Here is a 14,003-nt window from a genome sequence, read left to right as displayed (position 1 = left end):
GAATTTTTCAGATTATGGTGTATGATGGGAAAGTATTGAAAATTAAATCAGTGATAAACTAGGGGTGCCTAACGTATGCGTAGGCTGAGAGAGAAGCGCGTGAACTTCTTAACCCTTTGGACCTGATCTGGCTCGTACCAGCGTAGGGAAGTTAACGGCTTTACATAATGATGTCTTTATGAGCCAGGTCCTTATTTTTTTATGGACCTGGCTCTTTTTATTTTGGCATGCGCTGGCCATATCTCGTCCTTGTCACGAACAGGGGGGCAATAAAATTTATGAAACAATCTGTTTCAGCTGAGCAAATTGAATTGAAATCGAGTTTACCAGGGAGTAAGAAAGTATATGTGGATGGACCACGAGAAGGCATGAAAGTACCGATGCGTGAGATTGAACAAAGCGAAACGAATGGCGTTCCAAATCCGCCAATTCGTGTGTATGATACGAGCGGCCCTTATACGGATCCTGAGTATAAAGTGGAGTTAGAAAAGGGGATTCCAACGCCGCGCCATTCTTGGATTCTGGGGCGTGGTGATGTAGAAGCATACGAAGGGCGTGAAGTGAAACCAGAGGATGACGGTGTGAAAGTGGCTTCGAAACATACACCTGTTTTCCCGCAGATGGATCGCAAGCCACTTAGAGCAAAGCAAGGTGCAAACGTTACGCAAATGCACTATGCACGTAATGGCATTATTACGTCTGAGATGGAGTATGTTGCGATTCGTGAAGGGGTAGAGCCGGAGTTTGTTCGTAAGGAAATCGCAGAAGGCCGCGCTATTTTACCAGCGAATATTAATCATCCAGAAGCTGAACCGATGATCATCGGGCGTAATTTCCATGTGAAGGTAAACGCGAATATCGGAAACTCAGCTGTATCTTCTTCGATTGCAGAAGAAGTAGAGAAGATGACATGGGCAACGCGCTGGGGTGCAGATACGATTATGGATTTATCTACAGGTAAAAATATTCATACGACGCGTGAGTGGATTATTCGTAACGCGCCTGTACCAGTTGGAACTGTACCGATTTATCAAGCGCTGGAAAAAGTAAACGGAATTGCAGAAGATTTAACGTGGGAAGTATATCGTGATACGTTAATTGAGCAGGCGGAGCAAGGCGTTGATTACTTTACAATTCACGCTGGTGTATTGCTTCGTTACATTCCAATCACGGCAAAGCGTACGACAGGTATCGTTTCGCGCGGTGGTTCGATTATGGCGCAGTGGTGTTTATTCCATCATAAAGAAAACTTCCTATATACTCATTTTGAAGAGATTTGTGAAATTATGAAGCAGTACGATGTTTCGTTCTCTCTTGGAGATGGATTACGTCCAGGATCGATTGCAGATGCAAATGACGAAGCACAATTCTCTGAGCTTGAAACACTTGGTGAATTAACCAAAATTGCTTGGAAACATGATGTGCAAGTTATGATCGAAGGACCTGGACACGTACCGATGCACTTAATTAAAGAGAATATGGAGAAAGAGCTTGATATTTGTCAGGGCGCGCCGTTTTATACACTTGGGCCACTAACGACAGATATTGCACCAGGTTATGACCATATTACATCGGCGATTGGAGCTGCTATGATTGGCTGGTTTGGAACAGCGATGCTTTGTTATGTAACGCCGAAAGAACATTTAGGTTTGCCAAACAAAGATGATGTACGCACGGGTGTTATTACGTACAAAATTGCAGCGCATGCGGCTGATCTTGCGAAAGGACATAAAACGGCTCATCAGCGTGATGATGCACTTTCAAAAGCACGCTTCGAATTCCGTTGGCGCGATCAATTTAATTTATCTTTAGATCCTGAACGTGCGATGGAATATCATGATGAAACGTTGCCTGCAGAAGGGGCAAAGACAGCTCACTTCTGTTCAATGTGTGGACCGAAGTTTTGTAGTATGAGAATTTCACATGATATTCGTGAGTATGCAAAAGAAAATGATTTAGAAACGACAGAAGCAATTGAAAAAGGAATGAAAGAGAAAGCAGAAGAATTTAAAGAAGCTGGTAGTCATTTATATCAATAACATGTTACACCTCTTTACTTGATTGATCACACTGTAGTACCTAACTTTATTATAGAAGAAGCCCCATTTGCTAAGACGGTAGCAAATGGGGCTTCTGTTGTTTATAAGGCAAAGAAGAGATGTACCCAGTAGAATAAGAGGAATAGTGTGACGACTGTTGTGAGCGGGATAACGATAAGGGATACACTTAAATAGTCTTTCCATTTTACTTTAATTTTGTTTTGTTTCAGAATATACATCCAAATGAGTGAAGCTAGTGTACCAATTGGTAGTAATAGTGAACCGATGTCACTACCAATGATGTTTGCAAGATAGATTGTTTTTAATGTGACTGGATCTAGTCCCATTTCTGTTAATGTGATTGTACCAATCATAAGGGCAGGATGGTTATTGAAGACGTTAGAGAGGATGGATACAAGTCCGCCCATTGCAAAGCTAGCATAGAGTAGATGCTGATTCACAATTGGCTCGAGCCATTGTACAAGTGCAGCTGTTAATCCTGCGTTGTGGAGTCCGTAAATAATGACGTACATAGAGAAGGCGAAAATTAAAATGTGCCACGGTGTCTTTTTCAAAATGTCGACAGGGTTTGTTCGTAAGTAGTACCATCTCCAAATGAGAAGAACAAGTGAACCAAGTACTGCAACGATTTCAATTGGGATGGATAAGAAGGATGCAACGAATAGAAGACAGCGCATCAGGAAGACGAAACCTAATACTTTTAACATGAATCTTGTCCGTTTTTGTTTCGTATCAACAGAATTATTTCCTTTTAGTGGATGGAAGTTTTTCGTGAAGAAAATTTCTTCAATATCATATGAAGAAACAGGTAATTTTTTCGGAAGTTTTTTCTTCAAAACTGAATACATGAGCCATGACATAAATAATAAGCCTAATGTTGCAGGTACAAACATCATAGCAGTATGCATATAAAGAGTCATATTAACGATATTTAATGCAATTAAGTTTACGATATTACTTTCACCAATTGGTGCACTAGATGCAGTAGCGATTAAAGCGCCACTTAATAAATAAGGAATTTGTTGATGTGGTTTTAATTGAAGGTTTTTTAGAAGAAGAATTAAAATGGGAGTTGTAATTAAAATACTACCGTCGTTATTAAATAAAAGAGTCATAAGAAAACATAATAATTGAATATACCAGTATAGACGGCGTCCAGAACCCTTCGCTAGATTTGCCAGTTTCGCTGCGGACCAATGGAAGAAGCCGAAGCTTTCTAATATAACTGCCATGACGATGGTCGCTAATATTGTTATGGAGGCCCCTCCTATTTTACTAACAATATCTATGACGTCTGGTTTTGACACAAGTCCAGTAATTAGGATAATGCCAGCACCAATTGCTGCTGGCCACGCCTCATTTAAACCGCGAGGCCGCCAAAAGATAACAATCATCGTTAAGAAGAATACAATAATAGTAATCCATATTTCAATGCTCATATTTTGCCTACCTTTCTATTTTCCCTTGAACAGATGTAGCTTGTCTCAAGTTTATATTGGTAGTATATTCAGCAAAAAATAAGAAGAACTAGACGTATAACGAGATGAACCGAATATGTGTTTTTCATGCTAAAGGACAAGTGTCACGAATAGTGAAATAACTATTATGAGAGGAGTCTATAAATTATTGGGGCAGTAAAATAGTAAATGAAATTTATATGGGCAATTATGGAGATATATTGGCGCAACTTAAAATATATCAGCGATTATGGAGATATATCGGCGCAACTCAAAATATATCAGCGATTTTTAAAATATATCGACTTATCGACAAAACATGACAAAAGGAGTCTATTCCAAAATGCCTTTTGGGACAGACTCCAAGACTATATTATTTTTCCTTCAAAAAAGTACGATCCTTCAAGAATAAATTCCAGAAGAAAATAAATCCTGGTAATAAAATTGCAATCCCAATTGCGTATAGAATGAGCAGTGCATAGAACGTTTCTGTCGTTGTGAAGCTTGTAAATACAGTTACGTCAGGATAAATAATATACGGTAAATGCGCGACGCCGTAAGCGTAGCTTGCAAATGCATATTGAGCGACGACAGCTAAAACGGCAATGCGAGGGTATCCTAGTGTATTGTATTTTTTGTTTGTCCACCAAAGGGACGAGTATCCGATAACGAATAAAACAATAGAAACTGTAAACCACGGGAATTGCTTTATTAATCCTTGCATAAGCCAATGTGTTTCTGGGTCCATTACAACGAGGGCGATGATTGCTGTAACGAGCGTTGCAGGACCAAGAATGATAGCATTTCTTCTATAAATTCTATACGTATCTTCTGAACTTTGTTCTCTCGCAAAATCAGCAAGAAAGAGAGAGGAGAGAAATAGTTCAGACGTTAGTCCGAAAAGCATATAACAGTAGATAACCGGGCTAGAAAGAAGTTTTCCATACAGAAGTACTTCTTTTCCTTCAGACATTGTAATATAGGCTCCCTCTGTAACGGGTAAAACGGTAATTAATAGTGCTGGAATTAAGAGACCAGTAATACCTGAAATAACCCGAAGAAGGTACTGATATTTTGGCAAGGAGTAAGCAAATACCATAAACGTACTACGTACTGCAACGAGCACTAAAATTAACATAACTGGTACGAACATTACTGTCGCAAGAGTAAAGGCCGCTTTCGGAAAGAAGCCGAGAAATGCGACAACGACGAAGACGAGAAACGTATTTGTTACCTCCCAAGTTGGTGATAAGTACCGATTCGCAAGTTTAGCAGCGAGCGTCGGATGTTTTGCGTATACCATGCCCCAAAAACCAGCTCCAAAATCGATGGACCCTAGTATACTGTATACGAAAATAAGGGCCCATAAGATGATGATTGCAATACTTTCCTCATGCATGAGAATCGCCTCCTTGGTGTTGTAAATCATTCTTTAATGGATGTCTTCTAAAGAATGTCCGTAGAACAATGACTGTTAAAATAGCGAGTCCAATATATAAAATGATGAACAAAACAAATAAAGGACCGACGAAATCGGCGCGTGTAGATGCATCGACGGTACGTTGCATACCATAAATTGTCCATGGTTGACGACCGCTACAACTGAAAATCCATCCGAATTCAATACCGAGCATCATAATTGGTCCGCATGCGGCAGCCCCCCAAAGTAGCCACTTCGGTAGTTCTGTTCCCTTTTTTCGGTAAACGAAGTACCAATATAAGAGCGCAATTGCTGCAACTGCAAAGGTAAACGCAGCGGTGCCGACCATTAAGTTGAATAGTGTATGTGTATAAAATGGTGGCCATGTTTCTTGGGGAAATTCCTTTAGACCTTTTACGACAGTGCTAGGGTCTAATCCCACTAATAAGCTAAGCATGTTGGGAATTTCAAGTGCATAGTTTAGTTCAAGTGTATTGGGATCCACAACTCCGCCAATGGATAGCGGTGCGTGTGATGTCGTTTCAAATAAAGCTTCAGCAGATGCAAGTTTTTCAGGTGAGTGTTTATGTAAGGCGATCGCTGATTCATGTCCTGAAAGCCACATCGTAGCGCCTGTAATAAATGTAACGACAAGCCCTAATAGTAGCCCTTTTTTATGATAAGCAATTTCACGTGTACTTAAATTTTTCTTCAATAATTTAAATCCAGCGATAGAAGCAATGACAGCCGCACCAGTTGCATAAGCCGTAATAACAACATGGAATGCACTTGTGCCAAAACTTGGATTAAAGAAAGCTTTCCACGGATCAACGTTAAAAACAGATCCATCTGGATTCATTGAAAAGCCTGCTGGTGTATTCATCCATGTATTTGCTGATGTAATGAGCACGGCGGATGCCGTGGCACCAAGCATGACGAAAAATAGCGAGATTAATCTCATAAATGGAGGAAGTTTATCAGCTGCATATACGTAAATCGACATGAATAAAGCCTCCAAAAAGAAGGCGAAAATCTCAATTTGGAAGGGAACAGAAATAACTTGCCCAACAATTTTGGCGAAACCAGGCCAAAGAAGTGAGATTTGCACACCAACAATTGTTCCAGTTGGAATTGCTACACCGAGAAGAATAGCAAACGCCTTTGTCCATCTTTTCGCCATAATGGCATAGTCGGAGTCTTTCTTCCAGTGATAGAGTATTTCGCTTATAAAAATCATCAATGAAAGACCGACACCAAGTGTTGCAAAGATAATGTGGAATGCTAATGAAGAACCAAAAAATGCTCTTGCTAATGTTACCGTATCCATATGTAAACTCCTCTTCTTTTTTGCCATTATTTTCTGATTGAATTGGAAGATTTATTCAAAAAAACTACCAAAAATATATATGTATTTAAAAAGTGAATATGATAATATAATGTTGTAATATTTTGAATAGAAAGAAATAAATAGTTGGTCATGTTTTGTTTGTTTTTTGCTCAGGAATCTTTTATAATCTTTTATGCGAACATAAGTTCTTTTTTTCGGAATCAAGAAGTTTATGTGAAATGGAGAGGGTGTTTTATGTATCCTGAAGTCATTAAAAAGATGGCATTTTCAAAAGAGCATAGAGATTTATTATTGAAGCTATATAATAAAGAAATTACACGTCGTGAATATGATCGACTTGTACAATCGCTATATAAACCTTCTAAAGAGGTTTGCGGGGGATAGAAATGCGGGAGACAATCTAATAGATTGTCTTTTTTAAATTTATGTATGTTCTGATAAAATTAAGGTTAGCCTTACTAGGGAGGTGAAAAGATTGCGGAAACGTTTATATATAGGGATTGGAGTTATCTTCTTAATCGCTTTAGGTGGAATTGTATTTTGGTCAGCTTTACAAGGAAACCGTACAGAAAATTTTATTTTAAGACATATGGTGAATGACAATGGAACACTTGCCACGTATCGTTTAGTAGATACTAAGGCAGGTACGGGTGAAGCTAAGGGACGCGAAGCTTTATCAGAATCGGCGGGATTATGGTTACAGTATACACTTGATAAAGATGATCAGGCGTTATTTGATGAGCAAGTAAAGGTTATTCAAGATAATTTCATATATAAGAATCATATCGTTTTATGGAAACTCTCTGAAAAGGGAGAGAGGCAGTCAGCTACAAATGCACTTATAGATGATCTTCGTATTATAGAACAATTATATCGTGCTTATGAAATGTATAAGGAAGAGCGTTATAAAAACCTTGCCGATCAATTAAGTGATGCTGTACTTCGTTATAATAAAAAAGATAATTATTATGTTGATTATTATGATGCAGATGCAGGGAAACAAAATAATTTTGTAACAACATCATACATAAATCCGCGTGCATTCTCCTATATGAAGAAGTACGGCAAAGTTTCTGCTCAGCAATATCAGGAAGTCGTTCAATTTTTAGCAGATTATCCAAGGCATGGCTGGGCATTCCCAAAAGAGTATAAAGAAGATGGTACATTTACGTACGATAAAGAAGTGAATCTTATTGACCAATCATACGTTGCATATCATCGAAGTTTAGGTGGTCTTTCATCAGCTGCTTATTTGGAATTTATAAAGAAGAAGTTCCAGGAGGATGGAAAGCTATACGGTCGTTACAATTTAGAAACGGGAAAACAAACTGTGAATTATGAATCGCCGGCCGCGTATGGACTAACGATTTTGTACGTACTACAAACAGGTGATACAAAGTTTGCGAAGGAATTGTATGATCATATGGCCACATTCCGAAATGACAACGTATTTAGTAGATATTACGGTGGATATGTAACAGGCGAAAATAACAATACGCATATTTTTGATAATGTTTTGCCGCTTTTAGCTGAAATAGAATTAGAGAAGAGTGAAAAATAAAAGGTGCCACCCTATGGGGATAGCACCTTTTATTTTTTGATATCATTTTACGTCCTAATATTGGAGAAGTAATCAATCACGAATTCACGGAATTGCTGAGCGGTTTTCGATAAGTAACGTTTTTTTGACCAGCTTAAGCCAATCGTTCGCTTACAAATGGGTTCAATAATACGTAACTTATTTAATGCTAAAGTAGAGTTTTTTAATAAAGTTAAACTTGGGACAAAAGCAATGCCGAGGCCTTGCTTAATAAGGTCGCTAATCACGGTTGGTTCATCTACTTCAAAAGCGATATGTGGAGTGAAGCCAGCCTCTTTACAAAATTCATCTGTTAAGTGCCGAAATCCATAACCAGTGTTCATACTAATAAACGGTTCGTCCTTTACTTCATGCAGATATACACTTTCACGTTCTGATAAACGGTGGCCTGAAGGGACGACTAAGAAAATTTCTTCTGTAATAAGTGGTTCCCAAATAATCTCCTCGCCTTCAATTGGCACAGAAGAAATGCAAAAGTCAATTTCTATATTATCTAGTTGTCGTTTCATAGAAGGAGTAGATGCGAGAAACTGTTGGAATCGAACGTTAGGATGTTCTAGTAAAAAAGAACCAATTAGTTCGGGTAATATTCTTGGAATAGAAACAGCCAGCGTAATAGAGCTTTGTTGTAAGTCAGCTAAATCTTTAATTTCTCGTTCACCTTCACTTAATTCATGAAAAATGCGCTCTACTCGTTTTAAGAATACTTTCCCAAAAGAGTTTAATGTAATTTGTCGACCTTGGCGATCAAATAACGGGACGCCTAAGTCTTTTTCTAGTCTAGCAATTGTTTTGCTGAGTGAAGGCTGTGCGATATGCAATTCTTCAGCGGCTTTTGTCATATGTTCTAATCGTGCAACTGTTTGAAAGTATTTTAGTTGAAGAAGTTCCATTTTGACTCCCCTTTCTATAGACCAAAAGGAATGGATTGATAATTAAAGATGTATTATACAGTATGAAAATGGACGTGTATAGTAAATCTGTTAAACCATTGTAATGGTGTTAAATTCGGAGAAGGAGTATGTTTCATGAAGGGAATTCAACTTATATTTAAAGATTGGAAAGCGATGTGGCACCATAAACATGGACGTATCGCTTTAATTTTTTTATTAATCGTTCCTTTAATTTATTCAGGATTCTTTTTAGCTGGATATTGGGATCCGTACGGACGATTAGATAAATTACCTGTTGCGATTGTAAATTTAGATAAGGGTGCTGCGATGGATGAGAAAACAATTCGTGCAGGAGACGATTTTGTGAAAAATTTAAAAGAGAATAAGGAACTAGCTTTTCATTTCATATCAGAAAAAAATGCTGATGAAGGGCTAAAAGAAGATAAGTACTATATGGTTGTTACGATTCCAGAGGATTTCTCTAAAAAGGTAAGTACACTTATGGATGAGAAACCAGAGCCAGCGCAGCTTCAGTACAAAGTAAATCCGGGTAAAAACTTTGTAGCAGCGCAAATTGGAACGACAGCTGTTGAAAATATGAAAACAAAAATTTCAAATAGTATTACAAAATCTTATACAGAAGGTGTCTTTTCAAAGTTTCAAGACTTAGCACAAGGGTTGAATGATGCAAGTAATGGTGCTGGGAAGTTACATGAAGGAACGACAGAAGCAAGAAATGGAGCAAATCAGCTTGCAGATGGTATTCATCGTTTAAGTGACGGGACATCAAAAGTGAAAGAGGGAAGTGAAAAACTTGCTTCTAGCAAATCAGCCTTAACTGATGGAGCGAATGAGCTAAGTCAAGGAGCAACCTCACTTCATAGCGGGATGGAGTTATTGACGCAAGGTCAAAAAACTTTACAATCAGGGGTTAGTGAATTAAGTGCTGGTACAAATGAATGGGTGAACGGAAGTGAGAAACTTGCTGAAGGGCAAGTGAAAGCGGACAATGCAGCAAATAGCGTAAAACAACAATTAGAAGATTACGTGAAAAATCATCCAGAAGTGCAGCAAGATCCCGCTTTTCAAAAAATTGTTGCTACGTCTGATGGACTAGCTAAAGCAACAAATAATTTAAATAATAGCCAACAACAATTGACACAAGGTGCGAAGAAGATTGCTGACGGTCAACATAAGATTGAAGAAGGCATGAATACATTCGGAGTTAAGTTAAATGAAGCTACTGCTGGAACGAAAAAGATAGCAGATGGTGCATCGAATTTGGCTGATGGATTTACGAAGTGGGGAAATGGGTTTACATCATTGCAAGAAGGTGTAAATCAGCTTGCGAGTGGTGGAACGGAGCTGAATAACGGTGCTGGTAAATTAACAAATGGACTTGTTAAACTTGATGATGGTGCGAAAGAACTTTCTACGAAATTGGGAGAGGGCGCAGAGAAGATAGCGGATGTTCGTAATGATGATGCACGTAATACGATGTTCTCAGAGCCAGTTCAGTTAGTGAAGTCAACAGTTTCTGACGTGCCTAACTACGGTTCAGGCATTGCGCCATATTTCTTATCACTTGCATTTTATGTTGGCGGAATTATGGCATCGAATATTTTACCTCTTGGCCGCAGACAAAATATGAAGGTAAGCGGAACGGTACATTTTATTAATAAACTAGGATTGGTATATTTAATTGGACTTATTCAAGCGCTACTCGTAGATGTAGTTGTGCTAGGTGTTATGAAATTAGAAGTCGCAAGTGTGCCACTCTTTGTTTTATCAAGTATTGTTATTTCCTTTACGTTCATGACATTTATTCTTATGTTAGTAACAGTATTTGGTCTTGTTGGAAAGTTCTTAGCGGTAACCCTTCTTGTCCTGCAATTAGCGACGAGCGGAGGTACTTTCCCAGGAGAATTAAACATAGCTGTTCTTAGCAAAATTGGACAGTTTCTCCCAATGTCTCATTCTCTTAGAGGATTACAAGATGTTATTTCTTTAGGAGATTGGTCGCAATTACAAATGCAAATTTTAATATTGTTATGTTATCTCGTTGTTGCCGGTGGAATTGCTTGGATCACGAGTCATATACAGCATAGAGAAACGAATGTAGAACAAGTTTCTTAAGATGAAATAAGCTATCCGATTTTTTCGGATAGCTTATTTTTTATTTACGTTCCATTACTGCAAAGTAATTATTTTCATTATCAGCAAAGTTGAATGCTCTACCAGTAGGTAAATCTACAACCTGTCCAACTGTGACATTTTTCTCAGAAAGATCTTTATATAGACGGTCTAAGTCATTTGAGAAGAACATAAGTGAAGGTGTATTTAGGTTTAGTTCAGGTTGCATCTTCGCGATTAACGCTTTATCGTGAAGGACGATGCTTGTTCCTGCTTCTTTCGCCGGTGCAATTTCAATCCAGCGGAAGCCATTTCCGTTATTTTCTTCCGCAATGATTTGGAACCCTACTTTTTCTGTCCAAAATTGTACTGTTTCGTCTTGGTTATTTACATATAGCATAATTTGTCCAACTTGATTAATCATAGGTGTCTCTCGCTTTCTTTTTATATGCGTATCATTATATCAAATATATGGCTTGAATAGTTTTTTATGATTTTTTCGGAATACAACCTTCGTCCATTTCATCTTTGTTGTAGGAGAAGGACCTGTAATCCAAGTATGAAATGGTATTGTGCTACAAATGACCATTGTTGAAATAGAGATAATAGCCGTTAACACAAATAGTAATAGGCTATATAATATAGTATTTTCTTGCAGTGTGAATAAAGAAAGAAACTTTGTGCATAGTTGCAAGAAGAATAAGTGAGCTAAATAAGCACCATACGTGTAATTTCCAATGAAACGTAACGTTTTATATAAGAAACCACGACGCTGTACTATCATAATAGATAACACATACAGTATGATAATTTCGCATACGATATATAAAAACATAGATGGTTTTAAATAGGTAGAAACAGTTAAATGAATAGAGTTTGCTCCGTAAAAACTAAACAACTCATAATTGATGAATAAAAATAAGATGAAAAATAATATTGTTATAAGCGGGATATGTTTCATGACGAATAGACGCCAAGTTTTTAGTGGTACAGCGGCAATGCCACCCATAACGAAATAGAATGAGTAGAATAGAAATGATCGATCTGTATAATGTAAAATTGTTGAGCTTGTTAATTTTTCTCCATTAAAAATATAGTGAGAAGAGAACCACATTAATAGAAAATATAGGCAAGCGAAAAAGGTCATATATTTATATATGTCTTTTTTATTTTCTGTTCGTTTTTGAAACCAATAAAAAAGTGTGCATAGTAAAGGGAACAATAAGTGAATTTGGAACATCATAATAACGTACCAAAGATGGGGCGCGGCTGTTCCGAGTAATAAACTTTTTATTCCGCCTTGTAATGTAATAAGATCATTTGTTGTTAATAAGTAAAGAATAGACCAAAAGAAATAAGGAATGAGTAAGTGTGTCGCTTTTTCAGAAATATATTCTTTATATACTAATTGCTTCGTATAGTGACGAATTAAGTGAAATCCAACGATAAATATGAATGCTGGTGCTGAGAATTTTGCAAGATTAAATAGCATGCCCATAATGAGGGATTGCTCAAGTAAGACATTTCCTTGATTCATTGTATATAATAAGGAACTTTGCAAAACGACAGCGAGAAATGCAATGCTTTGCAAAACTTTAAATTCAGGTGCGCTTTGTGTCATCGTTTCCATCTCCTTTTCCATACATGATTATAGTACGGAGAATGGATAATGGATGTGGAATATTTGTGAAGATTTTAACAAATTTGTGGCGAGAGAGAATGAGTGGTATCGACTAATCAATAAATAAAGACAAAAAGAGGATGCTCTAAACGAGCATCCTCTTTCTATTAAGCAAATTTGTTTTTGATCCAATTCTTACCTTCTACAAGGCGAGCTGTCATTACCGCACAAGCGTTATCTGCTGTTACGTTTAACATCGTTGCAGGTGGATCAATGATTGTACTAATTGCTGCGATAATTGGCAGTGCTTCTGGCGGGAAACCGTATAGAGATACGATTAACATTTCACCAATCATACCACCGCCTGGAATAGCACCCATTACTGTTCCTACTAATAAAGAAACAACAAGTGCGATTGCTAATGTTTTCGGCCCTTCGAATTCCATGTTGAAAATACCGAATAAGAAAGCAATTTTTAATACGCCACCTAAAACAGAGCCGTCTTTATGAAGTGTAGAACCAAGAAGGACAACTGTTTCACGAACGTCTGAAGAAATACCCATTTTCTTCGTTGCTTCTAAGTTCGCTGGAATACTTGCGGCACTACTACAAGTTGCAAGTGATGTAACTGTAGGAGAGACCATGTTCTTCCAAAATACTTGTACACCTTGCTTGCGACCTGCAAGGTATGCATAGAATGTGAAGAATACAAAGAAATAAATTAGAGAAGCTGGATAGTATACCATTGCCGCTCGGAAGTAAGTTCCAAGAAGTTGTGGTCCGAATTCACCAACTAATGCTGCGAAGTAAGCAGCAAGTCCGATTGGGGCGTAGTACATAATGAAAGATACAACCTTCATTGAAATCTCTGCACCAGCCTGTAGGAATGTAGCGAATGGCTTTCCTTTTTCGCCAACTGCTGAAGTTGCAATCCCCATTAAGATAGAGAAGAAAATAAGAGCTAACATATTTTCACGAGATAGTAACTTCGAGAAGTCAGATACTGTTAAAATACCAACGATTTGATCTGCAACACTAACAGCTTTGCCGGCTTTGTCAGGTTGTGTTAGTTCTAGTACAACACCTTGTGCTGGCGGGAATATTTTCACAACAATAATCATAAAAATAGCAGCTAAAATACTTGTAAATAAGAAAGTCCCAGCCATACTAGACATAATTTTACCGAAACGTTTTAATCCATCCATATTAGCAATAGACGATGCGATGCTAAAGAACACTAGAGGTACAACAATCGTAAACATTAAGTTTAAGAAAATGTCACCAAGCGGCTTTAAAGCAACTGCATCGGCACCCATGAAATAACCAATGAAACCACCAATTAGGATAGAAGATAATAAAATAAGTGGAAAGCGATATGCCTTCATAAATATATCCTCCTATCAATTAAAAAAAGTCATACTGAATCATTATAGCGAGTTAGAGTTCTCTTTACTAGGAGAATACGGATAGA

At 37.7% G+C, this 14,003-nt stretch carries 11 protein-coding genes and 1 riboswitch; of the genes, 4 read left to right on the top strand and 7 right to left on the bottom strand.

Features of this window, described 5'->3' with window-relative positions; all coding sequences use genetic code 11:
• The first annotated feature begins 50 nt into the window (after positions 1 to 50).
• Positions 51 to 166, top strand: a riboswitch (TPP riboswitch).
• A gap of 112 nt (positions 167 to 278) precedes the next feature.
• Positions 279 to 2,039 (top strand): phosphomethylpyrimidine synthase ThiC, encoded by a 1,761-nt coding sequence (gene thiC, locus BC_RS26060; protein WP_000814482.1) that lies wholly within the window; start codon positions 279 to 281, stop codon positions 2,037 to 2,039.
• Between the two features lie 101 nt (positions 2,040 to 2,140).
• Here the strand turns inward: thiC and BC_RS26055 are convergent, their stop codons facing one another.
• The 3 genes from BC_RS26055 to cydA form a co-directional block, all read right to left on the bottom strand.
• Entirely contained in the window at positions 2,141 to 3,499 is a 1,359-nt protein-coding gene (locus tag BC_RS26055; protein WP_000021126.1) for an arsenic transporter, read from the bottom strand.
• Positions 3,500 to 3,890: 391 nt separating this feature from the next.
• Positions 3,891 to 4,916, bottom strand: coding sequence for a cytochrome d ubiquinol oxidase subunit II (locus BC_RS26050; RefSeq protein ID WP_000544187.1), 1,026 nt, complete (start codon positions 4,914 to 4,916; stop codon positions 3,891 to 3,893).
• Positions 4,909 to 6,264: a cytochrome ubiquinol oxidase subunit I gene (gene cydA / locus BC_RS26045; protein WP_000381978.1), complete on the bottom strand. Its 1,356-nt coding sequence runs from the start codon at positions 6,262 to 6,264 to the stop codon at positions 4,909 to 4,911. Before cydA ends, BC_RS26050 begins: the two co-directional genes overlap by 8 nt.
• Before the next feature lie 255 nt (positions 6,265 to 6,519).
• Between cydA and BC_RS27810 the strand changes: the two genes are divergently transcribed.
• Positions 6,520 to 6,669 carry a hypothetical protein gene (locus BC_RS27810; RefSeq protein WP_000283180.1) on the top strand — a complete coding sequence of 50 codons (150 nt, stop codon included), beginning with the start codon at positions 6,520 to 6,522 and terminating at the stop codon, positions 6,667 to 6,669.
• A 91-nt stretch (positions 6,670 to 6,760) separates the two neighbouring features.
• Complete coding sequence (locus BC_RS26040) at positions 6,761 to 7,846, top strand: hypothetical protein (RefSeq protein ID WP_001231659.1); 1,086 nt, start codon at positions 6,761 to 6,763, stop codon at positions 7,844 to 7,846.
• Between the two features lie 47 nt (positions 7,847 to 7,893).
• Here the strand turns inward: BC_RS26040 and BC_RS26035 are convergent, their stop codons facing one another.
• Positions 7,894 to 8,778, bottom strand: coding sequence for a LysR family transcriptional regulator (locus BC_RS26035; protein ID WP_000421915.1), 885 nt, complete (start codon positions 8,776 to 8,778; stop codon positions 7,894 to 7,896).
• 135 nt (positions 8,779 to 8,913) lie between these two features.
• Here BC_RS26035 and BC_RS26030 point away from each other — a divergent pair, with 135 nt between their 5' ends.
• Positions 8,914 to 10,914: a YhgE/Pip domain-containing protein gene (locus BC_RS26030; RefSeq protein ID WP_000676339.1), complete on the top strand. Its 2,001-nt coding sequence runs from the start codon at positions 8,914 to 8,916 to the stop codon at positions 10,912 to 10,914.
• A gap of 40 nt (positions 10,915 to 10,954) precedes the next feature.
• On the opposite strand, the gene BC_RS26025 is transcribed toward BC_RS26030, so the two are convergent.
• The 3 genes from BC_RS26025 to BC_RS26015 form a co-directional block, all read right to left on the bottom strand.
• Complete coding sequence (locus tag BC_RS26025) at positions 10,955 to 11,335, bottom strand: VOC family protein (protein WP_000610162.1); 381 nt, start codon at positions 11,333 to 11,335, stop codon at positions 10,955 to 10,957.
• A gap of 39 nt (positions 11,336 to 11,374) precedes the next feature.
• Positions 11,375 to 12,532, bottom strand: a complete 1,158-nt coding sequence (locus BC_RS26020; RefSeq protein ID WP_000194336.1) for an acyltransferase — start codon at positions 12,530 to 12,532, stop codon at positions 11,375 to 11,377.
• 167 nt (positions 12,533 to 12,699) lie between these two features.
• Positions 12,700 to 13,917 carry a dicarboxylate/amino acid:cation symporter gene (locus tag BC_RS26015; RefSeq protein WP_000649362.1) on the bottom strand — a complete coding sequence of 406 codons (1,218 nt, stop codon included), beginning with the start codon at positions 13,915 to 13,917 and terminating at the stop codon, positions 12,700 to 12,702.
• Positions 13,918 to 14,003 lie beyond the last annotated feature (86 nt).

The sequence above is a fragment of the Bacillus cereus ATCC 14579 genome (genome assembly GCF_000007825.1).
GTDB lineage: Bacteria > Bacillota > Bacilli > Bacillales > Bacillaceae_G > Bacillus_A > Bacillus_A cereus.
Note: the sequence above shows the minus strand (reverse complement) of the source record. Positions and strands in the feature narration are given on the sequence as shown.

Coding starts and splice junctions, on each gene's coding strand:
- BC_RS26050 (WP_000544187.1), bottom strand. CDS start 4,916: ATGCATGAGGAAAGTATTGCAATCATCATCTTATGGGCCCTTATTTTC.
- BC_RS26020 (WP_000194336.1), bottom strand. CDS start 12,532: ATGACACAAAGCGCACCTGAATTTAAAGTTTTGCAAAGCATTGCATTT.
- BC_RS27810 (WP_000283180.1), top strand. CDS start 6,520: ATGTATCCTGAAGTCATTAAAAAGATGGCATTTTCAAAAGAGCATAGA.
- thiC (WP_000814482.1), top strand. CDS start 279: ATGAAACAATCTGTTTCAGCTGAGCAAATTGAATTGAAATCGAGTTTA.
- BC_RS26035 (WP_000421915.1), bottom strand. CDS start 8,778: ATGGAACTTCTTCAACTAAAATACTTTCAAACAGTTGCACGATTAGAA.
- BC_RS26055 (WP_000021126.1), bottom strand. CDS start 3,499: ATGAGCATTGAAATATGGATTACTATTATTGTATTCTTCTTAACGATG.
- BC_RS26030 (WP_000676339.1), top strand. CDS start 8,914: ATGAAGGGAATTCAACTTATATTTAAAGATTGGAAAGCGATGTGGCAC.
- BC_RS26015 (WP_000649362.1), bottom strand. CDS start 13,917: ATGAAGGCATATCGCTTTCCACTTATTTTATTATCTTCTATCCTAATT.
- BC_RS26025 (WP_000610162.1), bottom strand. CDS start 11,335: ATGATTAATCAAGTTGGACAAATTATGCTATATGTAAATAACCAAGAC.
- cydA (WP_000381978.1), bottom strand. CDS start 6,264: ATGGATACGGTAACATTAGCAAGAGCATTTTTTGGTTCTTCATTAGCA.